This is a genomic window from Kibdelosporangium philippinense (assembly GCF_021390435.2).
GTDB lineage: Bacteria > Actinomycetota > Actinomycetes > Mycobacteriales > Pseudonocardiaceae > Kibdelosporangium > Kibdelosporangium philippinense.
This window is the reverse complement of record NZ_JAJVCN010000001.1, coordinates 1,316,210-1,342,187: the sequence shown is the minus strand read 5'-3', so window position 1 is coordinate 1,342,187 and position 25,978 is coordinate 1,316,210. Positions and strand designations below refer to the sequence as shown.

The 25,978-nt window shown below is 64.1% G+C and carries 22 protein-coding genes; 13 read left to right on the top strand and 9 right to left on the bottom strand.

What is annotated here, in order from left to right; all coding sequences use genetic code 11:
• Positions 1 to 705: 705 nt before the first annotated feature.
• Positions 706 to 1,425, bottom strand: coding sequence for a hypothetical protein (locus LWC34_RS06135; RefSeq protein ID WP_233723523.1), 720 nt, complete (start codon positions 1,423 to 1,425; stop codon positions 706 to 708).
• A gap of 441 nt (positions 1,426 to 1,866) precedes the next feature.
• On the opposite strand from LWC34_RS06135, the gene LWC34_RS06130 reads away from it, so the two are divergent.
• Both LWC34_RS06130 and LWC34_RS06125 read left to right on the top strand, forming a co-directional pair.
• The gene (locus tag LWC34_RS06130; RefSeq protein WP_233723521.1) at positions 1,867 to 2,718 is read left to right on the top strand and encodes an IS5 family transposase; all 852 of its coding nucleotides are present in this window, start codon (positions 1,867 to 1,869) and stop codon (positions 2,716 to 2,718) included.
• A 75-nt stretch (positions 2,719 to 2,793) separates the two neighbouring features.
• A protein-coding gene (locus tag LWC34_RS06125; protein ID WP_233723282.1) for an IS5 family transposase occupies positions 2,794 to 3,623 on the top strand; the annotation gives its coding sequence in 2 pieces (ribosomal slippage) (positions 2,794 to 3,166 and positions 3,166 to 3,623; 831 coding nt in all).
• Here LWC34_RS06125 and LWC34_RS06120 read toward each other — a convergent pair.
• Positions 3,620 to 4,195, bottom strand: a complete 576-nt coding sequence (locus LWC34_RS06120) for a hypothetical protein (RefSeq protein WP_233723519.1) — start codon at positions 4,193 to 4,195, stop codon at positions 3,620 to 3,622. The two genes, LWC34_RS06125 and LWC34_RS06120, sit on opposite strands and share 4 nt — an antisense overlap.
• Positions 4,196 to 5,194: 999 nt before the next feature.
• Here LWC34_RS06120 and LWC34_RS06115 point away from each other — a divergent pair.
• Positions 5,195 to 5,800, top strand: coding sequence for a TetR/AcrR family transcriptional regulator (locus LWC34_RS06115; protein ID WP_233723518.1), 606 nt, complete (start codon positions 5,195 to 5,197; stop codon positions 5,798 to 5,800).
• Positions 5,797 to 6,288 (top strand): nuclear transport factor 2 family protein, encoded by a 492-nt coding sequence (locus LWC34_RS06110; protein ID WP_233723516.1) that lies wholly within the window; start codon positions 5,797 to 5,799, stop codon positions 6,286 to 6,288. The genes LWC34_RS06115 and LWC34_RS06110 overlap by 4 nt, the downstream gene beginning before the upstream one ends.
• Here LWC34_RS06110 and LWC34_RS06105 read toward each other — a convergent pair.
• Together LWC34_RS06105 and LWC34_RS06100 are read right to left on the bottom strand one after the other, a co-directional pair.
• Positions 6,285 to 6,860 carry a hypothetical protein gene (locus LWC34_RS06105; RefSeq protein WP_233723514.1) on the bottom strand — a complete coding sequence of 192 codons (576 nt, stop codon included), beginning with the start codon at positions 6,858 to 6,860 and terminating at the stop codon, positions 6,285 to 6,287. The genes LWC34_RS06110 and LWC34_RS06105 overlap by 4 nt on opposite strands.
• Positions 6,861 to 7,031: 171 nt before the next feature.
• Positions 7,032 to 8,015 (bottom strand): LuxR C-terminal-related transcriptional regulator, encoded by a 984-nt coding sequence (locus LWC34_RS06100; RefSeq protein ID WP_233723512.1) that lies wholly within the window; start codon positions 8,013 to 8,015, stop codon positions 7,032 to 7,034.
• Between the two features lie 440 nt (positions 8,016 to 8,455).
• Between LWC34_RS06100 and LWC34_RS06095 the strand changes: the two genes are divergently transcribed.
• Genes LWC34_RS06095 through LWC34_RS06075 form a run of 5 tightly spaced genes read left to right on the top strand, consistent with a single transcriptional unit; the run spans position 8,456 to position 14,040 of the window.
• Positions 8,456 to 9,667, top strand: a complete 1,212-nt coding sequence (locus tag LWC34_RS06095; RefSeq protein ID WP_233723510.1) for a HesA/MoeB/ThiF family protein — start codon at positions 8,456 to 8,458, stop codon at positions 9,665 to 9,667.
• Complete coding sequence (locus LWC34_RS06090; RefSeq protein ID WP_233723508.1) at positions 9,571 to 10,353, top strand: class I SAM-dependent methyltransferase; 783 nt, start codon at positions 9,571 to 9,573, stop codon at positions 10,351 to 10,353. The genes LWC34_RS06095 and LWC34_RS06090 overlap by 97 nt, the downstream gene beginning before the upstream one ends.
• The gene (locus LWC34_RS06085; RefSeq protein WP_233723506.1) at positions 10,350 to 11,633 is read left to right on the top strand and encodes a DUF3100 domain-containing protein; all 1,284 of its coding nucleotides are present in this window, start codon (positions 10,350 to 10,352) and stop codon (positions 11,631 to 11,633) included. The genes LWC34_RS06090 and LWC34_RS06085 overlap by 4 nt, the downstream gene beginning before the upstream one ends.
• The gene (gene glyA, locus LWC34_RS06080; RefSeq protein ID WP_233723504.1) at positions 11,630 to 12,973 is read left to right on the top strand and encodes a serine hydroxymethyltransferase; all 1,344 of its coding nucleotides are present in this window, start codon (positions 11,630 to 11,632) and stop codon (positions 12,971 to 12,973) included. The genes LWC34_RS06085 and glyA overlap by 4 nt, the downstream gene beginning before the upstream one ends.
• Positions 12,974 to 13,002: 29 nt before the next feature.
• A complete protein-coding gene (locus LWC34_RS06075; RefSeq protein ID WP_233723494.1) occupies positions 13,003 to 14,040 on the top strand; it encodes a D-alanine--D-alanine ligase family protein in 1,038 nt (345 codons plus the stop codon).
• Here LWC34_RS06075 and LWC34_RS06070 read toward each other — a convergent pair.
• On the bottom strand, positions 13,994 to 15,181 hold the full coding sequence (locus LWC34_RS06070) for an MFS transporter (protein ID WP_233723492.1): 1,188 nt from the start codon (positions 15,179 to 15,181) through the stop codon (positions 13,994 to 13,996). The two genes, LWC34_RS06075 and LWC34_RS06070, sit on opposite strands and share 47 nt — an antisense overlap.
• A 211-nt stretch (positions 15,182 to 15,392) precedes the next feature.
• Between LWC34_RS06070 and LWC34_RS06065 the strand changes: the two genes are divergently transcribed.
• A complete protein-coding gene (locus LWC34_RS06065; RefSeq protein ID WP_233723491.1) occupies positions 15,393 to 16,253 on the top strand; it encodes a dienelactone hydrolase family protein in 861 nt (286 codons plus the stop codon).
• Between the two features lie 29 nt (positions 16,254 to 16,282).
• Here LWC34_RS06065 and LWC34_RS06060 read toward each other — a convergent pair whose 3' ends face one another.
• Together LWC34_RS06060 and LWC34_RS06055 are read right to left on the bottom strand one after the other, a co-directional pair.
• Positions 16,283 to 16,432: a hypothetical protein gene (locus LWC34_RS06060; RefSeq protein ID WP_233723489.1), complete on the bottom strand. Its 150-nt coding sequence runs from the start codon at positions 16,430 to 16,432 to the stop codon at positions 16,283 to 16,285.
• A gap of 56 nt (positions 16,433 to 16,488) precedes the next feature.
• Complete coding sequence (locus tag LWC34_RS06055; RefSeq protein ID WP_233723487.1) at positions 16,489 to 17,322, bottom strand: alpha/beta fold hydrolase; 834 nt, start codon at positions 17,320 to 17,322, stop codon at positions 16,489 to 16,491.
• 170 nt (positions 17,323 to 17,492) lie between these two features.
• Between LWC34_RS06055 and LWC34_RS06050 the strand changes: the two genes are divergently transcribed.
• On the top strand, positions 17,493 to 18,836 hold the full coding sequence (locus LWC34_RS06050) for an IS701 family transposase (RefSeq protein ID WP_443667751.1): 1,344 nt from the start codon (positions 17,493 to 17,495) through the stop codon (positions 18,834 to 18,836).
• Between the two features lie 689 nt (positions 18,837 to 19,525).
• On the opposite strand, the gene LWC34_RS06045 is transcribed toward LWC34_RS06050, so the two are convergent.
• Positions 19,526 to 20,512, bottom strand: a complete 987-nt coding sequence (locus tag LWC34_RS06045; protein ID WP_233723484.1) for a hypothetical protein — start codon at positions 20,510 to 20,512, stop codon at positions 19,526 to 19,528.
• A gap of 218 nt (positions 20,513 to 20,730) precedes the next feature.
• Between LWC34_RS06045 and LWC34_RS06040 the strand changes: the two genes are divergently transcribed.
• Both LWC34_RS06040 and LWC34_RS06035 read left to right on the top strand, forming a co-directional pair.
• Positions 20,731 to 22,170, top strand: a complete 1,440-nt coding sequence (locus LWC34_RS06040) for an IS1380 family transposase (RefSeq protein WP_233723482.1) — start codon at positions 20,731 to 20,733, stop codon at positions 22,168 to 22,170.
• Positions 22,171 to 22,554: 384 nt separating this feature from the next.
• Positions 22,555 to 25,431: an AfsR/SARP family transcriptional regulator gene (locus LWC34_RS06035; RefSeq protein WP_233723480.1), complete on the top strand. Its 2,877-nt coding sequence runs from the start codon at positions 22,555 to 22,557 to the stop codon at positions 25,429 to 25,431.
• Here the strand turns inward: LWC34_RS06035 and LWC34_RS06030 are convergent, their stop codons facing one another.
• A complete protein-coding gene (locus LWC34_RS06030; protein ID WP_233723478.1) occupies positions 25,432 to 25,854 on the bottom strand; it encodes a hypothetical protein in 423 nt (140 codons plus the stop codon).
• Positions 25,855 to 25,978: the final 124 nt, after the last annotated feature.

Here is a 25,978-nt window from a genome sequence, read left to right as displayed (position 1 = left end):
CGGATCAGCCTTCCAGTCAACAAGATGGACCACGACCGAATAACGTCCAGTCGGCAGCTCGATTCGATTCGTCTCCCGCCCGGGGAGGTCGCCCGACTCCTCAAGCCCGCCAAGGTAGACCACACCTGGCGAGGTCAAAAGATACGGTTCAGAGGAGACGAGAACGCAGCGCCTTTCTCGCTCCGTAAGCCCTGAGCCAGCGAGGTTCCAGCGAATCAGTACCTCGAAGACTCCATCCGCCCCAACTCCAATGGGGACGACGGCCCCAGCGGAGATGGCCTGGATCAGGAGCTCATCGTCCGAAACCCAGTCGTCCCAGTCATCGGAGTCACCTGCTTCCGCGAAGTACTCCGTCTGCTGTCAACGGCATCTGCCAGAGCGCACAGGCCAGCATCTGTCCGGACTACCCTCGACACCTGCTGAGAAGCAGAATTCATCGACACATCCATTCACGATCACCTCAAATCCTCAAGAATGGAGCTGCAAACTCAGGCGCCGCCGCGCTCGCCTCAGCTGACTCGACAGCACCAACCGTCCACTGTGCCGTGACACCATCCGGAACGTTCGAAGAACAGCGTTCTCCATATCTTATTGCCCCAGCTTCACTTCCCTGTTCGGCCTACGCGAACCGTCCGCTATCAACACGCGGTCGAAGCTGTCGCCCCCGGCTAGCGACTTGCGGATTCCGGATCGACAAAGAGTTGTCTATGCCGCGACGGTGTCTGTGAGGATGCCGAGGTCGTGGAAGAGGGTGTGCATGTCGCGGCGGAGGGTTTCATAGTCGCGGTCGATGCGGGTCCAGGTGGTGGGTGGGCGTCCGCGGCGAGGGACGCGGACGCCGGCGACGATGGGGGCGATGACCTGCTCGCGCAGCGTCAGCAGGGCTGTGATGATTCGGGTGGCTGAGGGTGAGACGTAGTAGCGATGGGATCGACCAGGCTTGTGCACCAGGCTCTTGCCGCGTAACTTGCGCAGGTCATAAGCCGCCTGGCGGATTGTGTAGTCGACGTGTCCGGTCATCGTGCGGACCTTGGCGGCGGCGTCGGCGACGGTGAAGCCGCCAGGGGCGATCGATAGGGCAAGCACCGCGGCCAGGGCCGCGCGGATCCTGGGCTTGTTCAGATCGACCCCGCCAACCCGCGTTGCCGCGATCTGAGACGGTAGCGGCAGCTCGTCCAGCGTGGCATCGGGGATGAAGCCGATATCGACGCAGTCCAGCATCGTGCAGAACCGTTCGGCCATGCCGACCAGCCTGGTGACGATCTCGCCGAAGCGGTCCAGCATCCGGCCGCAGCCGAGTTGTTTGGTGTTGTGCACGGTCGCCTCGAAACGCAGGACGTGTTCGCCTTTGGTGTAGGCCTTCAATGTCAGGAGCCCAAAGTGGACCTTGAACCAGGTCAGGCCGTACCGAGGTTTCTCGATCACGACTTCCAGCGTTGGTGGTGTGGCCGCGCGAGTGAGGTGGGGGGCGATGCTTGGCACCGAACAGGGTTCGTAGGACCGGCACGGTCAGCCGGGACCGGGTGCGGTCGACCATCATGGTGAACAGGTCTTCCATCCGCCCGCCGCACTGGAACAGCAGGTTGCGGCTGTACTCGACCTGATAGACCGAGTAGGCATACCGGAAGCAGCTGCGGGCCTGCTCGTCCAGGTCGAGGCCGAAGCACAGGCAGGCCGAAGAGATCCACCGGTCGCAGACCTGGCCCAGCCGCCCTGCAGTCGCCGATTGCGACAAGGTGTCTGCGAGCTGAGCCAGAGCCTGCGGGTCGGCAACGGCGGTGAAGCAGTTGCCCTCCTTAGAGGGCATCTGATCTTGGTTGGGGCGATATGTCTGTGTCGGGTGACGGCTGATACCTTGATCAACTTGTGGGGCCCCGGCGTGCGTACCGCAGCGACTTGTCCGATACTCGCTGGGCGTTGATCGAGCCAACGCTGACGGCGTGGCGTGCTGCCCGGCGTGGGCCGGGAACCGTGATGCGCGTGCATGACTTGCGGGAGATCGTGAACGCGATCCTGTACGTGTGCCGGACCGGGATCGCCTGGGAGTATCTGCCGCACGACTTCCCGCCCTGCAAGACGGTTTATGACTACTACGCCAAGTGGGAAGCCGATGGCACAACGGAAACGCTGCATGACCTGTTGCGTGACCAAGTCCGCGTCGCGAAAGGCCGCGCTGCTGCCCCGACGGCGGCGATCATCGACTCGCAGAGCGTGAAAACCTCCTGCAATGTCAGCGAATCCAGTCAGGGTATCGACGCGGGCAAGAAGATCAAGGGCCGCAAACGGCACATCGCCACCGATGTGCTCGGCCTGCTGCTGGCGGTAATCGTGACCGCGGCGTCGGTGCAGGATTCCGCTGGCGGGCAACAGGTTCTCGATCATCTCGCCGCTGCGCATCCGACCGTGTCGGCGGCATGGGTGGACGGCGGCTACAACAACACAGTCATCCGTCATGGAGCCCAGCGGGGTATCCGGGTTGAGGTCGTCAAACGCCCTTCTGCCAAGGGATTCCACGTGTTGCCCCGGCGGTGGGTAGTGGAGCGCAGTCTGGGCTGGCTGATGCAACACCGCCGACTCGCGCGCGACTACGAAGCCCTGCCCCAGCGGTCGCGCACGATGGTCCACTGGGCGATGACTAACATAATGAGCCGCACCCTGACCGGGGAATCCACCCAAACCTGGCGAAACGATCCACCCAAAGCAGACATTCTTGCCTAACTAAGATCAGATGCCCTCTTAGAGTTCCTAACAAGTTTATCACTTGTGGTGCCTGAAGGTTCGTGATCGTTGATCATGAAACGAGTGAGGAAAGGTGAGCAGCCGCCATGGATCGTCCCCGACGACCTGTGGGAACGAATCGAGCCACTGTTGCCGCGCTGGGAGTACGCGTTGTCCCGGCCAGGCCCCAAGCGGCTGCCGGATCGTCTCGTCCTGCAAGGCATCTTGTTCGTGCTGCACACCGGTATCCAGTGGGAGTTCCTGCCCCAGGAGCTGGGGTTCGGGTCAGGGATGACCTGCTGGCGGCGCCTGGCGGAGTGGAACGATGCCGGGGTGTGGCAACGGCTGCACGAGGCGCTTTTGGCCGAGCTGAACGCGGCCGGGAGGCTGGACTGGTCGCGAGCGGTGATCGACAGCTCGCACGCGCGGGCGGCGCGCCGCGGCCCAAAAGCGGGCCGAGCCCGGTCGATCGCGCCCGGCCAGGCTCCAAGCACCACGTGATCACCGAGGGCGGCGGCATCCCGCTGGCCGTCGGCCTGACCGGTGGCAACGTCAATGACGTCACTCAACTCCTCCCGCTGGTCGAGGCAATCCCGCCAGTGCGGGGCAGGCGCGGGCGTCCTCGCCGCCGCCCCGACGAGCTCTACGCCGACCGCGCCTATGACTCTGCCCAACACCGTGGTGAGTTGCGCGGTATGGGCATCGACCCACAGATCGCCGAGCGTGGAAGGGAACACGGCTCCGGGCTCGGCGCGATCAGGTGGGTCGTGGAGCGCACAATCGCGTGGTACCACGGGATGCGGCGCCTGCGTATCCGATGGGAACGCCGCGCCGACATCCACGAGGCGTTCCTCGGTCTGGCCACATGCGTGATCTGCTACCGACACGTCAAAACCTTCTGTTAGGAACTCTTAGTGAACCCGATCCCGGTCGTTCGTGCTCGGCAGGCCACGTACTCGTGTCCGTTGAGGATCACCTGCGCGGCGAACGGCGGATGCCCGGACATCTTGACCGTGACGTGTCCCCACTGCGGATCCATGATGTGAAACGAGTAGTGGTTGACGAACGCGGACTTCTTGGCGAGATCGCGGATCGCGCCCTGGGCAGAGCGGTGGACCTCCCACACCGTCGCGGGCGCGCGGGCGACCAGGATGAGGAACACCCCGGTCCCCACCGTGTGGGTGGCCAGATACTCTTCAGCGATCCGGTGTTTGCGTTCCCCGCGTTTGCAGTCGATCACCGGGACCCCGTGCGCGCCGGCCCAGGCCCGCACCCGGCGAGCGAACCGGCCGGCCAGCCGCATCAGGTGGGTGTTGTCCAACTGCTCGTCGGAATCCTCGTGCCACCGCCGCCACCACACCCGGAACCCGCCCGCGTTGTGACACAACGGGTTGTAGGCGTTGAGCACGATCCGGTCCACACAGTCGTAGCTACCGGTCAGCAGGTCACTGTAGCGTTGGCTGAACTCATCGGCCATCTCCCGGACAGTAGGTCCGCCGACAACCCCGGCCCGTCACGCTGCCCCGTCAGGGGCCACCGATTCGGAGCGCAGTCTCCGAATCGGAGTAGCGCCTTGGGATCTGGATTCTGAACACTTGAGTCAAGTTTCGAGACTGCGTAACGTGGTTGCCCGCTCCATTTCTTGCAGCCAGAGGCCTGACCAGCCACTTGGGTGGCATAACCGATCGCTGGCAGCGTTCGGACTGGGCGCGGCGGGCGGCGGCGGTCTGCCGATCATGACCGCGAGTCCCTGCGTGAGCTTGGCCAAATCGAGTCGACTACGAACTTGGCCACTCGCTCGGCGGTCCGAGGCGAAGCCTCACTGGTGGCTCGTCTCAAATCGTTGACCATGTAACCGAGCTTCCGGTCTGTCCATAATGGACGATCAATCATCACCCAAGTCACACCTGTCACACATACCACACCTGTTACCCACGTTGATGCCGTGAAGGCCACCTTGACGGCGTTGAACGCCACGAATCTTCCCCTCGCAACGGCCTACCGCCCGCACGGCGTCGTGGCACGTCAGCGTGACCGCGGCCATGGCGACCTCCGCGCTGTGTCACCAAGGAAACCTGCAGGTCACCGAGCTGAACACCGGTTCAGCAACGCCCGATCAGCAAGCCTGAAACTCCTGGCATTGGCGTTGGACGCCGCTAACTCGGCCCTCGCGAACAGTCGCGGGCGTGACCAGCGCCGGACGACGCAGGAGGTGGCCCTCCCGCTGGGGAAATGCCTCGTTCGGGGCCACTCGGACCACCTCGGATTGATCCTGGCTAACAGAGACCGGCTCCGCCGCACAAACGCGACAACGTTCCGAGACACACCATTAGCAGGCCATGACGACCGCCTCATCGTGGCGTTGCCGCAGCCCTCGACCGCATGGGTTTCGGCCCAATTGGAGAGGTCCTGACCACGACAACCTGACAGTCGTTAGGTTCCGTGATACCGTACCTAACCGATGTCAGGTAAGCGGATGAGCAAGCAACAACGACGAGAGCAGATCCTTGCCGCGGCGGCAGAGGTGTTCGCCACAACCGGGTACGCCGCAGCAGGGATGCGTGAAGTCGCGACAAGGGCCGGAATCAGCACACCGGTGCTCTACGACCACTTCGCCTCCAAGGCCGACCTGTACGCGACTTTGCTGGAGCAGCAGGTTAATTCCTTGATCGACGACTGGTCCGCACCGACGGAACGGGTTGGCGCGTATGACTTGCTTCATGATCGGGTTCGAGCGATCTACGCATGGATCGAGCACAACGAGCTTGCCTGGCGGATGATCTTCGGCGAGGCGCCGAGTGATGAGGTTGTCGCGCAGGCGCACCAACGCGGGCAAAAACGGGCGACCGAGCAGCTCGCGGGTCTCTTCCGGCTTGTGCCGAGGCTGAACCTGTCGGTTGAGATTGAGCGCGACCGGGCTGATGAGGTTCTTGCCGAGGCTGCCAAGAGCGCGCTCAACGCCATCGCTACGTGGTGGTGGCGCAACCGGGACATCCCGCGCGAGCACATCGTCGCGCTCACTGCCGATCTTCTGTGGCGAGGACTGCGTGAAATCACTGAGAACAGGGAGGACGCTCAATGACAAACGCCACGACTGAGCGGTACCGACGAGCCATGCTCACAGGCGACGTGGACCTGGCGATGAGCAACTTCGCCGAGAACGCCGTACTGCATTCGCCGCTGACGCGACGCGTGAGGTTCACGGGGCATGCCGAACTGCGCCCGCTCATCGAGGTTGCCTACAAGCACCTCAAGGACGTTGATTTCCACGTTGACATCGGGGACGAGAAGACGCGGCTTTTGGTTTACCGGGGCAAGATCCGCAACGAGGAGCTGGAAGAGGCCGCTCTGCTCCACCTCGATGACGCAGGCAAGATCACCGAGGCCACTCTCTTCGTCCGGCCGCTGCCTGGCATTGTCGAGTTGATGAGCGCGTTCGGGCCGGACATCGCGAGGCGCAACGGACGCTCCGGCGCGGCCAGGCTGCTTTCCGTGCTCACCAAACCCTTGCTGTCCATGGTCAAAAGCGGCGACAAGTTCGCCGTTCCCCTTGCTGGGCCCAAACGTTAAGGTCCGGCGATTGCGGTGCCGTAACCGTTGAACATGTGTGACATCACATCTGACGGATAGAACCGGACCGACGCGCGGTAGATCGGGTCCGATGGGTCTACGACCGTGAACACGCCGTCGCGGTAGCCGTCGATCACGACAACGTGTCCGCTCTCGTAGAAAGCACTACGCACGGACGCCAGAAAGAAGTCCACGCCGCCGGTTTCGAACAATGTCGCGAGGGCGGCGACGTCGAGGTGACGCAGCTCGGCTTCCACCCCGAAGCGCTGGAACAGCTCGGACGAGAACCTGTGGTCGTATCCGCTTGCCATGGTGAAGGTGGGGTGGAACCGCGCTTGGTCACCACACTCAACTACGTCAGAGGCACGTTCGACCAGCGATCCGTCCGAGCAGTCGCTCGACTGCGTCAGCCGCCGGACCGTCACGGTCAGATCCTGGCCGTCGGTGAGGTATCGACGTCGCAGCACCTCGACGTCGCCGTCCACGTGTTCGTCAAGGATCAGCCGCACGAATGGTGCCAACGACTCACCGGAATGCCACTTGTCGTCCAGCAGCCCGTAGTGCGCGAGCACGATCGCAGCCGATGTCGGGCCGCACATTCGCCTGGCCAGGTTCGGTTCTGCGAGGCAACGAAACTGACAGAAGAACGAATCTTCGCCGATTCGGGGTGAATGCGGTCCGCCCGGCCAATTCCGCTCGGTCAAAATCAGTGCTCCGTTCCCAGGTATGCGTCAAGTCGGAGTCTACTGGGGGTCCGCCAGGTGGAACGCGCCACCGAACTGGACCATCGGAAAGATCCGCGCGGCGATCTCCGAACGCTGCCGGACGTTGAACTTCTTGAGTATCCGGGTGATGTGTGTCTTCGCCGTCGCCTCGGAGATGGAGAGCTTGCCTGCCAGATCGCGGTTGGTCATTCCGTGCGCGATCAGCGACGCGACAGTCTTTTCCTTTGGCGTCAACAGGTTCATCAACCGTGCCGCATCCACACTGCGACTGGCGATCAGTTCGACGGCCTTGACGTTGACGTCGCGGCACAACGCCTGGAAGGCACTCAGGTCCCGCTTGAGCTTGCCGACGTCGTCGGTCTCCCCTGCCATGATCTGATCGATCGACCCGGTCATCTGCTGAAGATCATCGGTGAAGTCGCCGATCAGGTCGATCAGCAGACCCGAATACGTGTCGCCGGACGAACCCGGGCCGAGCTCGCGCCGCACCCCGGTGAGCAGGTTCTTCGCCAACTGGCTGACGAGGTACTCGAACGCGGCCACAGCCTCGTTGTCATAAACGTTCGGTAGGTAGGCGTACATCGCTACGGTGCCGAACACGTGTCCTTGCTGGTCGAGCAGGGGCACGATGACCGCGTCCTTCGACAACCGGCCGGAGTCGCCGAACCGGTAGCCGCGGTGCAGGATCTTGCCGTTGTCCATGCGATAGCGGTACGTGCGCCGGTTGCGCACCATCCACGCCGTGAACCCCTTGCTGCCGTACGTGTGAAAATCCGGCGGCAGATGTTTTCCCTCGTCGAAACTGTAGGGAAAGATCACCACATTGTCCGACCTGAGCAACGAGACCACGAACGAGTCCACTGTCCACAATGTACCCATCGCCGCCCTGAGCTTGTCGTACAGCTCGAACCGGTTGGCTGCGGTGATGGTACGGGTACGCCTGTCCACATCACGGACGACCGACGCGACCTCGGGCGAGAACTGGTCGACATACTCACGCATTGCTGTTCCCCCAGGCACAGCTCGTAGGACCGACCCCACGACTCTACGCCGACCGGCGGCATCCGGTGAGCCACCGGTAGGATGATCCCCGGAGGCCGCCCCGTGACCCGGCCCACATTCTTCGGCAGCTCTATTTTCCGAGCCGGTGACAGAAATTAGCAGTACCCGCGTACGACAAAGTCGTATTCCTCTCGTCCACCCCTGCCCCTGTCGGTAACGTCGTTCGCGCGGCCGGAGTCGCACAAATCCGACAGAAAGGGCGAATGCACGATGGAATTCGAGCTGGAGCCAATTGAGCAGCGCATCGCGCTGGTTTCTGAGGAAGCGAGCATGTACTACGAGAACCGCGAGCTCGCCGACAACTCGTAACACGCGAGGAACACAAGCCCGGGGGCGTCCGGGCGATCCGGGCGCCCCCTTACGAGCCCAGTGAAAGAGCCATGGACTACGTCAAGCCACGGTTGAAGCTCTCGCACTCCATCACCAGAACCCCAGACGGCCAGGTAGCGATCGGCGAACTGGCAGGTCACGCGTACATCGTGCGCGACGCAGGCCAAGCGCTCGTCGACCTCTTGCTCCTGTTGGACGGAACCCGCACGCTGCCAAGGATTCTCCGCGCACTGCAACGCGAACATCCGGTCAGCGAAGCCGAAGTCCGCACGGTTCTCGACAAGCTCGCGGCCGCGAAGCTGCTCGACGACGGCGCCCGCGAGTCCACTGTGCTCAGTAGTGCCGAGATCGAACGTTATGACCGGCAACAACTTCAGTTCTCAGCACATGAGACACACGGCGAGCCGGGCTTCGTGTACCAGGAACGCCTGAAATCCCAAGTGGTCTGCGTACTCGGGATGGGCGGCTGGGGAACCTGGATGGCGTTGAACCTCGCGTTGAGTGGTTTCGGCACGATCCGGGTCGTTGACGCCGACCACGTTGAACTGTCCAATTTGAACCGCCAGGTGCTCTACGACGACTCGTCGGTCGGACTGCCGAAAGTACTCGCCGCGAAGACCGCGCTGAACCGGATCAATCCGCACGTGCACGTCGACGTGGTGCAGGAGTTCATCGAACCGGACCGCGCCCAGGTCGAACGTGTCCTTGAGGATGCGACGCTGGTCTGCTTGTGCTGGGCCAACCAGTCGCACTTCGTGAAGGGGACTGCCGAGGAAGTCGTGCACCGGGTCGCGTTCGAACGCGGCATCCCGATCCTCGAGATCGCCGGAGATCCGTTCGACATCGCGGTCGGGCCACTGTACACAAACGACGGTAGCGGGCCGTGTCTGCGTTGCGTCCGCCCGCGCTTGCAGAAACTGTGGTGGGGCGTCGACGAGACGATTTCCGCGTTGCGCAAGGTCAACGTGCAGGTGATCCCGCTGCGCAAGGTGAATGCCTGGCAGAGCGCGCCTTCTCTCAGCGCGATCGCGGGGCTCGCCGCGAACGAGGCGTTGACCTTGGCAAGCGGATACGCGGAGCCCGCGCTGATCGGCAAGCGATACGGCGTGTCCCTGCGGACCTACGAAACCACAATCGACCAATTCGACAAGGACCCCGACTGCCCGTGGTGCGCAGAAACGACTTCAACCAGTTCATCCACCGTGTCCGGGACGAATTCGCCATCCACGCACCTCAGTACGACGAGCGGGCGCCCCACATAGCGGACGACGCGCCATTGACGAGATTCGTCGCCGACCGCGTCCTGCGGGCAGGCCGGGTGCTGGAATTCGGCATCGGTACGGGCAGGCTGGCCATTCCATTGAGCCGCAATGGATTTCAGATCACCGGAATCGACCTCAGCGGTGACATGCTAGCCCGGCTGGCAGGACAGCCGGAGTCACAACGGATGACCCTGGTAGAAGGCACCTTCACCGAACCACATGACCTCGGCACGTTCGACGCGGTCATCTGCATCTACAACACGCTCTATCACACGCACACCCAGGAGGCGCAGCAAGCGGCCCTCTGCCGCGCTGCGGAATACCTGAACCCGAATGGGCTTGTGCTGCTTGAAAACACGGCTGCGAGTTGGCTCGTCCGCGCGTACGGGCGCGACGACAGCAGGTTGTCCGTACGGGAAGTCGGTGCGGTGTCAGCGGAATTGACCGCGGGCACGATCAGCTTGCACGAGCAGATCCTGCGCAACATCCACATGAGCGTGTCAGATGGACAGATATCGACGCGTCCGGTGACGATGCGCTACCTCTGGCCAGCAGAGCTGCACCTGCTCGCAGATCGCGCCGGACTCGTTGTCGCAGAAGAGTACTCGGACTGGAACGAGGCAGAGTTCACGTCCACAAGCGACAACCACATCGTCGTACTGCGGAAGTCCGGGGCCACGAAGTGAAGACCAGCACAACCCAGTCGGGCACCACCCAGATCCTCCTCCTCGGCCTTGGCGTCACGGCGGTTTGCGTCTGCGCTGAGACGTTGGGCGCACAGGAATTCAAGCTTGGCTCGTTCTCGCTTGTGCTGCTGCCATTGTTCTTCGCCTTCGTCGCCACGCTGATCACGAATCTCGGGATCGGGGCAGTGCGTCCCGACGCTGCGAGCAGATTGTGGCCCATCGCAGGCGCAGTGCTGCAACTGCTTGCGGTGATCTTCGTCGCGCGTGCGGGGACCGTGCTCGGCGCGGCGTTGCCGATCATCATCGAGGCCGGGCCCGCCGTGTTGCTGCAGAGCCTCGGCAAGATCGGCACCGCGCTGCTTGCCTTCCCCGTAGCCATGATGCTCGGGTTCCAGCGCGCTGCCATCGGCGCGACGTTTTCCATCGGGCGGGAACCGAGCATCGCGTTGATCTCCGAGCGTTACGGCATCGGCGGGCCGGAAGGTTCGGGCGTCCTGGCCACCTACATCTGCGGCACGCTGTTCGGCTCGCTGTTCTTTTCCGTGCTGGCCGGACTGGGTGCCGCGATCCCGATCTTCAGCACGACCGCGTTGGCCATGGCATGCGGTGTCGGAAGCGGCGGAATGACCATGTCGTGCGCGGGTTCGTTGGCACACAACAGTCACGACCTGAGCCAGGACGACGTCATCGCGTTGGCCACGGCAAGCGACGTACTCACTTACGTGACCACAATTGTGCTCGGCGCGTTCGTGGTTCTTCCCGTACTGGAAAGATTCTCGCGCCGACCACGTACGCAGGCCGCTGCGCCCCAGGCTGTAGAGAACTCAGCGCGAGCCATCCCCCGGCCATTGTTCCTCGCCGCGGCGGCCTTTATCTGCGTGGCAGTCGTATCAGCATGGAAGACGGGTCCGTCGGCGTCGCAACTGGTCGGATTGATTGTGCTACTGGCGACCGCGATGTCAGCGACGACACTCGGAAGACGCACATCCCGTTACATGCCAGGCGTTTTGTGGGCCGCGGTGATCGGCGCGCTCTTTACCGCGCCCTGGTTGCCTTGGTCAGGAACAATGACCCAACTTATGTCCAGTGTGGACATTATGGCTCTCGCGACGGTCGCGCTCGGCTGGGCTGGGCTCGTCGTGACCGCCCGTCAGCTCAAGGTGCTTCGGACGCTGAGCTGGCGCGCTGTCATCGTCGCATTCCTCGTGTTCGCCGGTTCGTTCTTCACATCCGCGCTTCTCGCTCAATTCGCGCTGTATCTGGGAGGAATCAGCAAGTGACGATCACAACCCCGTTCGTCGACATCATGGTCGAACAGTACGACCAAACGCTTTCACAGGCATGGCAGCACTTGTCGGCGCACGACCGCGAACTGGCCCGGCTGCTGGTCGAAGAATCCACGTACCAGAACACGACCGTGAGCCTGGTGGCCTCGTCGAGTCCGGCACACCCTGGCACGCTGCTGGCCGAAGGAACCCACTTCGGCGCGGTCACCGCCGAAGGATATCCAGGCAGGCGGTTCCATTCCGGCGCCAGAAACGCCGACGCCCTCGAAGAGCTCGCGATCACGCGTGCCACTGAGCTGTTCAAGGCCGAGCACGCCAATGTGCAGCCGCATTCGGGATCGTCGGCCAACCTGGCCATCCTTTTCTCGGTCCTCAATCCCGGTGACCGGGTGCTGAGCATGGACCTCGACGCTGGCGGTCACCTCACCCACGGTTCGTCCGCCTCGGTGACCGGCCGGTATTTCGACGTCACGCACTACGGTGTCACGCCGGACGGCTGGCTGGACTACGACGAGATTCGCCGTACTGCCAGGGAAATCCAGCCGAGGATGATCATCTGTGGCGCGAGTTCGTATCCGCGTGCCATCGACTTCGCCCGGTTCCGCGCGATCGCGGACGAGGTGGACGCCTATCTGCTCGCCGACATCAGCCACATCAGCGGGCTGGTCGTGAGCGGGCACCACGCGAGCCCGATCGACCACGCACACTTCACGACGACCAGCACGTACAAGCAACTGCGCGGTCCTCGAGGCGGCCTGATCCTGTTCGGTGAGCGCGCGGGCGAGCGCCTGCGCGATTCGAAGGGCACGGTACGCGGGCTGATCGACCGTGCGGTGTTCCCCGGATTCCAAGGCACGCCGAACTTCGCGAGCATCGCGGCGAAAGCTGTCGCGCTCCGGCAGGCAGCCACACCGGAGTTCGCCGAATGGGGTGCCCGGATCCGTTACCTGGCCGATGTTGTGGCCAAAGAGCTGACAGGACAAGGCTTCCCGGTCGTCACGGGCGGCACGGATACGCATATGGTCATGGTCGACCTGCGGCCGCACGAGCACTTGACCGGCAAGCTGGCCGAGGATCTGCTCAGTGACTGCGATGTGCTCGTCAACCGCAACCGCATTCCGGGCGATCCACGACCGGCCACTGTGGCCAGTGGACTTCGCCTTGGCACCAACGAGATCGCCTTGCGTGACGTGCCCGCGGACCGGGTTGGCGAGCTGATCGGGAAGATCTGCGCGGTCCTCGCGTCCGCGGTCGATCCCGCCAGCAACGGTCACGTGCGCACCGCGCTCACCGAATATGTGCGCTATCTGTGCCAAGCGCACCCCACGATCTGAAGTCACACAACGATTCTGAGGGGATGACGATGAAACTTCGACTCGGCGTGTTGCACGGGGGCTGGTCGAGCGAGCGGGACGTCTCGGTCAGCAGCGCACAGCAGGTGATGCGGTACATCGACCGGTCGGCGTACGACCCGATCGCGATCGAGATCCGGACCGACCACCTGTGGTCGGTGCACACCGACGAAGGCGTGCGGACAACCACCCCGTCGGAGGCACTGGCCCAGATCGACGCGGCTTTGCTTGTGCTGCACGGCATCGGTGGCGAGGACGGAATCGTCCAGGGTTTGCTTGAGGCGCACGGTGTTCCGTACACCGGGCCGAAGGTCGACACGTCGGCCATCTTCATGGACAAGGTGTTGTCCAAGTGGCAGTTCCAGATCCACCAGATCCCGACGCCGGACTTCGTCTGTGTCAACCGTCCACGCTACCTGGACATGGAAGATCGGGTCATCGCGGATCTGATCGCCAGGCTGGGGACCCGCGCCGTGATCAAGCCGGCACGGCACGGGTCGAGCGTCGGCGTCAGCGTGACGACGAGCAGGGCCGAGATCGCAGCTGGACTGGAGATGGCGTTCGCGTTGGACGATCGGGTCCTTGTCGAACGGTTCGTGCACGGTACCGAGGTGCAGGTCGGCATCTTGGGACACTGGAGCGACTATCGCGTACTGCCCACATTGGAACTGGATTTCCGGGACGGGCAAACGTGGTTCGACCATGAAACGAAGTACGGCACCGACCGCTCCCGAATCCATTTCCACATCCCGGCAAGGGTCAGCGACCAGGCCACGGACCGGCTGGCGGCCTTGGCCAGTGATCTGTACGAACGGTACCGGTTCACCGGCTATGGCCGATTCGACTTCCTTGTGCCCGACGACGGACAGCCACTGCTGCTGGAGATCAACACGATCACTGGCATGACACCGTCGAGCACCTATCCGTTGATGGCACAGCACGCGGGTATCTCGTATCCAGACCTGCTCAGCGAGTTGGTGGAGCAGGCAGTACAGCCTTCGATCACCGCACCGCGTCGCTCGTTGACCGCGAACGCCGTGCCCAGCTGACCAACGGCGGCGTCGCCGCCGCGGTCGCGGTGAACACTCCGGCCAGCACGAGCCATCCGGAGATCCCCGGTGCCGTCACCGCGGCGGCGACAATCCCTGGGCCAACTGCCATCACAAGCGCTTCAGTCGCAGCAGCGACCCCTTGATATCGGCCCGCGTGACGGCCGTCCATCAGCCCAAGGGCAAGTCCCCAACGCGCAGCGACAAAGTACAACTCGCCTGCCACATTCACCAAGCCCGCCAAGACAAGCACAGCCACCGCGAGGCCCGTCCCGAACCCCGCCGCGGACGCGAACAGCAGACATGACACAGCGAGCAGAACAGCGGCAAGCGCGGCGGCCCGTCCCGACCACCTCACGCTCGACGCGCGAGCGGTCACTGGGACCTGAAGGCAAGCGATGACAACGGAACTGTTCAGCACGATGACCGCAGACAACCAGCCAGGCGCCGCCGTGCGCGACAGGATCCACAGTGGAATCCCGGTGGACAGCATCGCCCAGCAGAGCGCCGGGATCGCGGTGGTCAGCATGACGGCCACATAGGACGGATCGCGCAATGCCCCGCGAGCCCTCGGTTTGGCTTGCGGAGGCGTGTCGCGCGGCAGCGCCATCGACAGGACAGCGAGTACGGCGAAAGTGAACGCATTCAATACCAGTGCCGCGTAATAGAACTGGTCCGCCGCAAGGATCACCGCACCGAGCCCGGCGCCCACCGCGTAGGCGATGTGTTGCACGACCCTGGTTTGCGCCAGCACGGCCAACCGGTCCGGCTCGTCGAACATCCGGTAGACCATGCTGGTCCGGACTCCGGCTGCTCCGCTCTGCGTTCCCATGAAGCAGACGGCCACCACGAGCAGGCCGACGAAGTCAGTGACGAAGCAGAAGGCCAGCATCGCGACGCTGCGGACGGCGACGAGAAAGACAAACGTCGACCGTGCACCGAACCGGTCCGCCGCCATTCCACAGGGATAAGAAAGCACGATACCGGCAATTCCGCCAACCACCGTGACAATTCCAACCTCGACGACAGGAAAACCGATCACCCTGGTCAGATAGATGACCCAGATGGTGAACCACATGCCGTCACCGACACTGGACACCCCTTGGCCGACGAGCATGAGCATTCTCCGCCGATCGACCATGAAAGCACCTGCCTGCGGAAAGGTTTGACGATGAATCGACCGTAACGAGAAAAACAACGACCTGTCAAACAATGAACGGAAATCGCAGAATCCCGCGATTTCCGTTTTTCGGCACGCCTTTATCCTACGTTCGTCGCTTCCGGCCGAGGCCTACCGACCGGTAACCTGAGGAGGCTTTGGTCTCCCTGCGACCTAAGAGGTGTACGAATACGTGCATACTCGCAGCCTGTTCACCCTGCTCACATTGGCGATCGCCACGCTGGTCAGCCCGGCGCAAGCACAGGCGGCCGCCAATCCCTACGAACGCGGTCCCGCTCCTACCGTCGCCAGTATCGAGGCGGCGCGCGGACCGTTCGAAATCGCGCAGACCACTGTGGCGGCAAGCGCCGTCCGCGGGTTCGGCGGCGGCACGATCTACTATCCGACGCCCACCAGTGAGGGCACGTTCGGTGCCATCGCGATCTCCCCTGGTTTCACCGCGCGCCAGACCAGCGTCGCCTGGTACGGCCCACGGCTGGCCTCACAAGGGTTCGTGGTGATCACCATCGACACACTGTCCACACTCGACCAACCAGACCAGCGCGGCGCGCAACTGCTTGCGGCACTGGACTATCTGGTGCAGACGAGTTCGGTCCGAACCCGGATCGACGGCACCCGGCTCGGCGTGATGGGCCACTCGATGGGCGGCGGCGGAAGCCTGCGCGCGGCGGCAAACCGCCCGGCCCTCCAAGCGGCCATCCCCCTCACCGGCTGGCATACGACCAAGAACTGGTCAACGGTAACGGTTCCGACGCTCATCGTCGGCGCGGAGAACGACTCGACAGCATCGGTCAGCGCGCATTCCGAGCCGTTCTACCAAAGCCTGACGTCCACACCGGACAAGGCATATCTTGAACTCAACAACGCCGGGCATTCGGCGCCGACATCAAGCAACACCACGATCGCGAAGTACAGCATCTCGTGGTTGAAGCGGTTCATCGACAACGACACCCGCTACGAGCAGTTCCTCTGCCCGCCACCGCAACCGAGTTCACTCATCGAGGAGTACCGGCACACGTGCCCGCACTCCTGACCGGCTGACGCCAGTGACCTGCTTGCGGGTCACTGGCGCTTACCGCGAAGTTTGTCGGCAGCCTGACGGGCGCGCTCCTGGTTGCGCGGATCCTTCGCCATCTCGCGCGCTTTGTCCGTCATCTGTTGGCCCTTGGGGCTGCGCAAAAAGTTCTTGATCCGATCCATCAACCCAGCCATGGTCGCTTCTCCAATCGATACACCGTTTTGACCGGTATACCCGGACGCTGCGGCTCCTAACCTTCCGTATGCCGGAGCAAGGCGGGGACGAAGACATCCCACAGGGGCTTCGGCAGGTCGTGCCCGGCGCCTTCGAGGACCAGCAGCTTGGCGCCCGGAATCGCTTTGTGCAGCGCGTGCCCGTGTGGGAGCGGGCAAACCGGGTCGTGGTCGCCGTGCACTACCAAGGTTGATGCTTTGACAGCGCTGAAATCGCGGGACGAACCGTCGAAACTCATCGCGTAGTGGTTTCCCAAAGTGGACGCCATGTTCCTCGCTCGGGCCACGTCCCGCTCGACCAGGGCACGCGTGGCGGTCTCGGCGAAGTAGGGCGAGCCGCCAGAGCACGCCTTTGCCGATGCGACAACGTAGTCCACTACGGCTTGGGAATCGGTGAGGTCTGGTTCTTCGGGGAAGGTGAGCCCTTCGGCGGCCGGGAGTCCTTCTTCACCTGTGGAGGTGGAGACGAAGGTCAGAGACTGCACCCGGTCGGGGTGGTCCACGCCGATGATCAGCCCGATTCCGCCGGACATCGACCGGCAGACGATATGCGCACGCTCGATGCCCAGTGTGTCAAGGATGCCGAGCGCGTCAGCGGCCAGGTCGGTGTAGGCGTAACCGGGCTGGCCAGGCGGATAGCTGGTGGACTTGCCGGTGTCCCGGTTGTCATAGCGGATCACGAACCGGCCACCGTGCGCGATCTGTTCACACATCTCGGTTTCCCACCACAGCATGGAGGCCGACGCTCCATCGATGAACAGGATCGCCGGGTCCGCCGGGTTTCCGAAGGTCTCGAAGCAGAGTTCGACACCGTTGATCTGGACGGTCTTCTCGCCGTGCGAAAGGTTCATGAACTTCACGCTAGTACGGCAGCAGCCATTCGGGTTGTGACCTGTGGGGATGTGTAGCTGGGGCCGGTGGCGACATGGGGCAGCCGCCTGTTGATCATGTGTTTGTGAGAACTACAGGATCGCAGGCGGCTGCGGCTGCCAGGATAGGTGCTCGGTTGGCTGGGCGGAAACTGGGTGAGCTGTCCGAACGGCTGCGTTCGTGTTTTCGGCGGATCGAGCCGTTCGTGCAGGCGCGTAAGTACGTGCGGGCGGTGACAAGCGAGCTGCCGAAACGGAACGGCTGGACCATCGCTGAGTATGTCGGGGACCGGACACCGGATCGGACGCAGCGGCTGCTGAACCGGGCGGTGTGGGACGAGGCCGAGGCGATGGCGCAGATCCGGCGGTTCGCGGTGTCCGGGTTGGAGGAAGCGGCCCGCAAGGGCGGGCGCCGGCGCGGGAAGTTGGTGATCGGGGCGCTGGATGAGACGGGGCAGCAGAAGAAAGGTGAAGCCACCGCGGGTGTCAAACGGCAGCATCTGGGCTGCGCGGGTCGGGTGGAGAACGGGATCAACACGGTGCACCTGTCCTATGTGCGCGAAGGTGTCGGGCATGCGTTGATCGGGTTCCAACAGTGGATTCCCGAAGAGCACATCAGCGACCCGGTGACGTCGCTGCGCTCGGCGCTTCCCCTGGATCTGACGTTCCGCACCAAAGGACAGTTGGCCATCGACATCTGCACGACGGTGGCCGCGGACGGGTTCCGGCCTGATTTCTACTGCGGGGACGAGGTTTACGGCAGCTGCACCGAGTTGCGGGCCCACTTCGAGGCCGACAAGCAAGCCTATGTGCTGCGGGTTCAGAAGAACTTCCGGATCATCCTGTCCAGCGGCATGGAGCTGTCCTGCGACCAGGCCACGAAGACATTGCTGAAACGCGAGCGACAGTGGGAAATCCGCTCGGCCGGCAAGGGCTCCAAAGGCGACCGGTGGTATGCCTGGGCCTGGATCGCCACCAACTCGGCCCGCCACTACCTCCTCATCCGCAAACACCTGCGCACCGGCGAGTTGGCCTTCCACTACTGCTACGTGCCCGAAAGCGCACTGCTCACCAAGACCCGGCTGATCCGCGCCGCCGGGCTGCGTTGGCCTGTCGAGGAAGGATTCGAGTTCGGCAAAGACTGTTTCGGCCTGGACCAGGCTCAGGTCAGGCTCTACACCGCGATCGCCCGACACGCCGTGCTTGTATGCGCCGCTCTTGCGGTCTGCGCGGTCACCGCCGCACTGCTCCGCGACCGCACCGACAGTCAAGCCCCCGAACCCCTACACCCCGACCAGCTCCCACCCGCTGATCCCGGCCTGATCCCGCTCACCATCCCCGAAATCAAGCATCTGATCGCCGGCACCACCACACCCCGACCACCTGGACACGCAACCCACTGGGTGAACTGGCGCCGCAGGCATCAAGCACGATCACGCTGGTTCCACAAACGCGCCAGACTCGCCCGCGACATCAAGATCACCCAGGTCAGCTAACGAATGGCTGCTGCCGTACTAGGCCGGGCATGACATCGTGAAAAGCGATGATTTCCGATCAAGTCAATCGCTCCAGGCGATACTTTCACCTACGGGGCGCGATGCCGTGAAGGTCTTCTTACCCTCGCGGCGTTAGACGCACGAGGGCCTCCCCTGACGCGTTGAATACCCGCGCCCAGGACCTCAAACAAGTCCACATGCGAGCCGCTTTCGAGCACCTCAACGTCCACAAAGGACATCAGGTCACCTCGCTGGCCACACATATCACACCAGCCCCACCAACCACGGGATACCATGCCGCGAAGGTCACCTTCACGGCGTTCAACGCACCCAACTCGGCCCTCACACCCGAATAACACGCAATGCCTGCAACACTCACCCGAACGGCCGCTCCCAATACCGACCTACCCACGTCAGGTGCCAGATATTCGCAGGTCAACCGCCCGTACCTGGTCAAGACTCGACCAAGGCCCGAACCCTGAGTTCCTAGCGTTGGCGTTCAACGCACCTAATCTTCCCCTCACAACCCGCGCAGCCCCGACAACAACACCCCCTGACCACGACCGCGACAACGACCTTGCCGTGTCACCACAAACCTGCAGGTCAACAACCCGGGCGCCAGCCCAGCCACACTCCACCACCGAGCCTTGACCTCCCGGCATCCGCGAGCAACGCGTCAAAACAGGCCCTCACGTCACCCCTGCAAAGCCTTCAGGCAGCCGACCCACCTGTTGCACGCCAGGCCGGGGCCGCGCCGAAGCTGCCTGGTAAGCAGCGTGGAGCTTCTGGATCACAGCGCCGGGAGCATCTCGGAGTTCAGTAGGCAGCGTCTGGATCACCAGGATCCCAGCGGCCGCGTACCTGGAATTTCGCTCGATGGTCCTGGCATAGTCACCCGGTTTGAAGTGGAACTGATATGAGTCGATCTCCCATGCCAACGCGACCTCGTTCCACCATGCGTCCGGACAGCCGATGTACCGGCCATCTTGGCCGAAGACGCTCACATTCCACTGTGGATCAGGCAGCGTCGAATCACGAACGATCACCATGGCCTGAGCCTCCGCCATCGACCACGCCGATGTGACATCGGCAAGCAGGCGTCGCGGCATCGCCGTTCCGCGTTGACTCCCACGTTCGAGTTCCCACGCAATGGAGTCAGCAGAGCATCCCCCGCGCTGCATGGCTGAGATAAGCAAGCGCTTGATCGGGTCCGCAATCCGAACGCGACGCGCCGCGTCCAGCACGGCACGCGGCAACGGTGTCAGGGGGAACCCTGCTCGAACCACCGGTTCGGGTATTCGATGTGTCCGTTCGACGATGACGAAATCGCTGCTCTGCACCTTGCGATCGTGGGGGACAAGGACATGCACTTTGTCCGACGGAGTACATCCCTCGGTTTCCAGACCATATCTTCGGCAGGCCTCCACACCGGTGATCAACGCCTCCGTGCCCGCGTGCATGAGCGCCCCGATCACGCGTTGGTCGGCACTCGGCTGGGTTGGCTGCAGCAGAATCACCCCAGGCAAGATCCTTCGCCACGGACCGCCGGGCTGACACCTGCGGTAAACCGTGCTCGTGTCCATGCCAGTGTTTTCCAGAGTCGCTGCCCTGATGACACCGCCTTTGCTCTGCTCAATCAGTCGTTCTGGGTGGTCGGCCCACCTTCCCCTCTTCATGTGAAAGAGCTTGGCGGTACCGCTTGGACTCAGGAAGACGGCGAGGCGAGCCTGTGGATAACTTGGCGAGCGTGTGGGGAACTTTTAGTGCGTTGAACCTGGATTCACCGAAGATCTTGGTGGGTTGGTCGTGTCGTGGACGGGCAGATGCCCTCTGACTTGGGACGATTGTTCTTGTGACAGAAACATATCGGTCCGAGTGAGAGGGCATCTGCTGAGTGAAAGCATCGCATACGCGTGGCGCGGTGTCGGTGAGGTTCGACGATCCGGGATTGGTGTCGCACGCGGGCCTGGTGGCGGTGATGCGGCTGGCCGAGGACGCGGGGTTGTCGGATCTGGCCGGTGAGCTGGTCCGGCTGGGTGGTCCGGTCGGGGCGAACGCGGGCGCGAAGATCAGCACGATCGTGGCCGGGATGGCCGCGGGCGCGGACTCGATCAGTGATCTGGACCTGGTGCGGCATGGCGGGATGGCGGGGTTGTTCACCGGGATCCGCGCACCGTCCACAGTGGGCACGTTCCTGCGCTGGTTCAGCATGGGTCATGTCGCTCAGCTGGAGAAACTCTCCGCCCGGCTGCTGGCCCGCTTGGCGGAGCTGACGCCGCTGCTGGCGGGGGCCGACCGGTTGGGGTTGCTGGATCTGGACTCGAAAATCAGCCAGGTCTACGGGCGGGGCAAAGACGGGGCCGCGTTCGGCTACACCGGGGTGCTGGGGTTGAACACGCTGGCCGCGACCCTGACCACAGCGGCGGGCAGGCCGGTGATCGTGGCGACCCGGTTACGGGGCGGCAACGCCGATACCCGCCGCGCGGTGAGCTCGCTGGCCCGCCGCGCGCTGGGCACCGCCCGCGCCGCGGGCGCCACCGGGCCGCTGCTGGTACGCGGCGATTCCGGGTTCTATGTCGGGGAATTGATCACGATGCTGGCGCGGGAAGGGGCCTGGTTCTCCATCACCGCCCCACAACATTCCGCGATCCGGGAGGCGATCGACGCGATCACCGAGCACGCCTGGCAGCAGCACACCTACCGCGACCCGGTCCTCGACCCGCACACCGGGCAACTGATCCACACCGCCCAGATCGCCGAGACCAGCCATACCGCGTTCACCAACCCGACCGTCAATCCCGGCCAGAAAACCACCGCCCGGCTACTGGTCCGCCGGACCCGGATCACCACCCGCGACGAGCAGGGCGAGTTGTTCCCAGCCTGGCGCTACCACGCGGTGTTCACCAACCTCCCACCCACCACCACCAGGCCCGCCACCACCGAGCCCGACACCACCGAGCCCGACACGGCCGGCTTCGACACGGCCACCGCCTGGCGTCTGCACGACCAACGCAGTGGCGCGATCGAACACGTCTTCGCCGAACTCGCGGCCGGCCCGCTGGCCCACTTCCCGTCCGGACTGTTCGCCGCCAACGCCGCCTGGCTGTCCCTGGCCGCCCTGACCCACAACCTCCTGCGCGCCACCGCCTGCCTGGCCGGCCCTGCCCACGCCCGAACACGGCTGACCACCCTGCGCCGCCGGTTGATCACCATCGCCGCCCGCGTCACCCGCACCGCCCGCCACATCACCCTGCGACTACCACAAGACTGGCCCTGGGCCACCGACTTCACCCACCTGTTCACCACCATCCACGCCCCACCCCACCCCGCCTGAACCCCTAACCACCCGCCTGACCAGGCCCAACCCGAAAGACCACAGTGGAAAAGCTGGGCAGACCAGCAACTCCCACACGACCACACCACACACCACCAGCCCACCACCACAACCACCCACCACCACGACCACAACCCAAGATCAACGGTGAATCCAGGTTGAACGCCGTGAAGGCCACCTTCACGGCATTCAACGCACCCAACTCGGCCTTCACGCAGACGTCCATTGCGGCCCCCGAACCCGCACCGAGGAGCCTTGAAAGTTCCCGTCAACTCGGGAGGAAACCTTGTTGACGTCCCACACCGCGATATGCGTCACCTTCCAGGCATGGGGTGGCCGGACTACGTTGGTGGGCACGTCAGTCGCGGGTACATAGAGGTGGGCATGCGGTTTCGGGTTCTCGGCCCGCTTGAGGTGCTCGAAAACGCCGAATGGCAGCGGCTCGGAGCGGCAAAACCACGGCTGATGCTCGCGGTCCTGCTGATCGAGGCGAACCGGGTGGTGTCACGCGACCGGATGGCCGACCACCTGTGGGACGAGCGCCCGCCGCAGACCGTGGGCAACCAGATCCACGGGTACGCAGCCCGGCTTCGCCGCCTGCTCGGCGCGGACCGGCTGATCACCCAACCACCCGGGTACCGGCTGTACGTCGAGCCGCAAGACACCGACCTTGGCCAGTTCACGGCACTGGCCGAACGTGGCCGCAAAGCCCTGGGTGCGGGTGATCCGGAAGCTGCCACGGAGGCGCTGAGCAAAGCCCTGGGTCTGTGGCGGGGCACGGCATTCGAGGACGTGCCCGCGATCCCTCTCGTAGCAGCCGAGGTCCAGCGCCTGGCGGAACTCCGGATCGCGGCCGTGGAAGATCTGGCGCAGGCACGGCTGGACCGCGGCGAACACGCGCAGGTGGTGACCGAACTAGCCGAAGAAATCGCCCAGCGCCCGCTCAGGGAACGACTACGCGAGCTCCACATGCTTGCCTTGTACCGAAGCGGAAGGCAGGCCGAGGCGCTCACGGCCTACGCCGAACTCAGGGCCGCGCTGGCGGACGAACTCGGGATCGACCCGGGGGAACCCGTAAAGCAATTACACGAGCGGATCCTGCGCAGTGATCCCACGCTCGCGCCGCAGAGTCACGCGGCGACAGTGCCCGTGCATCAACTGCCCGCTGACATACCCGACTTCAGCGGCCGCGCCGAGCAGTTGGCCTACGTGCTCGACACGCTGAAGTCCCGCCAGGACAACGGGCCGCCGCCGATCGTGGTCATGGCGGGCGGGCCGGGTGTTGGCAAATCGAGCCTTGCCGTGCACGCCGCCCACACCGCGAGCGAAGGCTTCCCGGACGGCCAGATCTACCTCGAGCTCGCCGGAACGTCCAACCAGCCAAGGGATCCGGCTGTGATGGTCGCCGAGGTTCTTGGCGCACTTGGTGTTCCGGGCGCCTTGATCCCGTCGAGCCTGCCCGCACGTGCATCGCTGTACCGCTCGGTCCTGGCCGGACGCAGCCTGCTGCTCCTGCTCGACGATGCCGCGGACAGCAGCCAGCTCCGGCCATTGCTGCCGCCGACCGGACGATGTGCCGTCATGATCACCACCCGGCGGCAGCTCGGGGATCTGCCCGGAGCCCGGCACGTCGAGCTGGACGTACTGTCACCGGCGGCGGCCAACCGGATGTTCACCACGATCGTGGGCCGTGACCGGGTGGACGCCGAACCCGTGCATGCCGACGCGATCGTGCGGGCATGCGGCTACCTGCCGCTGGCAATCCGGATCGTCGGCGGCAAACTCGCCGGGCGTGCCCACTGGCCATTGCGAATGCTGCGAGAGCGACTGGAAGACGAGTCACGGCGGCTCGACGAACTACGCACCGGCGACCTCGGCGTCCGCGCGAGCTTCGACCTGAGCCTGCGCACACTGCCAGCTGACGCCGTGCAGGCGTTCGCGATGATTGGCTTGCTGGGCGCGCAATCGGTGCCAGCCTGGGTACTGGATCCCTTGCTGGACAGGCATGACACCGACGAGATTCTGGACGTTCTCCTCGACGCCAACCTGATCCGGCTGACCGGTACCGACGCGCTCGGACAACCCAGATACCGGCTGCACGACCTGTTGCGCGCCTACGCCGTCGAGGCCGCGGCGGCGTATCCCGAGGTTGAAGCCGCCCTGATCAGGCATTTGGCCACGCGGCTATGGCTTGCCGAGCAAGCCGCCGAAGGCCTGCCGCCGGGGCTGTTACGGCCAATCCCAGGAACCTCGCCGCGGCGAGCGTTGCCAAAAACGCTCACCCAAAGGCTGATCAGCGACCCCATGGCCTGGTTCGAAGGAGAACGAGCGGCCATGCTCGAAGCGGTCGCGCTGGCAGCCGAGCGCGGACTTGACGAACTGGCCTGGGAACTCGCGGCTGCCATGGTCCCCTACTACGACTTGCGCAGCCTCCACCAGGACTGGGAACGCAGCCACCGCTTGGCATTGACTGCCTGTACAGCGAACAACCCGCGTGGCACGGCCGTACTGCACAACGGGCTGGCTCAGGTACAGATCTACCGCGACGAGTTCGACGCGGCCACCGACAACCTCCGGCAGTCACTCCACCTGGCCCAGCAGGCAGGCGACCGGCGTGGAGAAGCACTGGCCATCGCCGGACAGGCCACGGTCGCGAGGGTCCTCGGTCATCACGACGACGCCCTGAACAAAGCCACACGCGCGCTGGAAATCGTGACCACCGCCCGCGACCGGCACATCGAAGCGGCGCTGCGTAACGGCATCGCGGTCATTCACCTGGCCGCCGGACGCACCGAGGACGCACGAACCTGGTTCCGCGATGCCCTTGAGCTGTCCCGCGAACTCGACGACGTCCACCGCGAAGCGGTCGTGCTACGCGAGATGAGCCAGCTTCACCGAAACCTTGGCGCCACGGCATCAGCGCTCGACTGCCTGCACCGCGCCCAGGCCATCTTCGAGCAACTGCACGACCAGCGATGCTTGGCGTACACGCTGCTGAGGATCGGCCATATCCAGGCACAGCAACAAGAACCGACACGGACGACGAAAACGTTGACCCGCGCGGCGGGGTTGTTCGAGGGCGTCGGCGATCGTGCTGACGAAGCACGCTGCTGGCAGCTGCTCGGCGAACTCGACGCCGAACAAGATGACCATGCCGCGGCACGAACACACTTAGGCCGCGCCCTCGAACTGTGGCAGACCTTCGGCGCAGACCCCCAGGCCAGCGCCGTCAGGCAGCAACTCCACCGGCTATCGAACTAATCAGTCGCAGTTGGCCTTGGCGTCGTTGTAGTTACGCCAGTGCGCCTGGTCGAAGCTCGGGTTGACCACAGTGCCGTTGTTCCTGAGCTGGATGTTGAACCTGAAGCAGTGGTTCTCCGCCAGGTCGTAGCGCCCGCCGTCGGAGGCACGGCGCGACACGCACACACCGTCGCCCACCGCTTCCAGGTGCATCACGAGCCCGCCAGCGGTGGCGTCGTACACGTGGAGCTCGGCCCGCGCGCCGTCAGCCTGCTGGTCGCAGAGCTGAACGATGTCACCGTTCGGCCAGAAGTCGACCTTGCCACCGGGGTTGTCGTCCTCGGTGTACATCCAGTGGTGCGGACCGGTCGCCGCCTGGGCCTGACCAGGCAGTACGACGGCGGTCATAGCGACGAGCGCGGCGGTCAACGATGCGATTCTCATTCTTGTCCTCGGTTACAGCGGTTTTCGGGCTGGTTTGACGGTGCCAGCCGGGCCTGTATCCGACGTGTACGCGGCCTGTATCTGAATTTTTTCGGCGCCGATGTCGAATGGTGTCGAGCGCGTT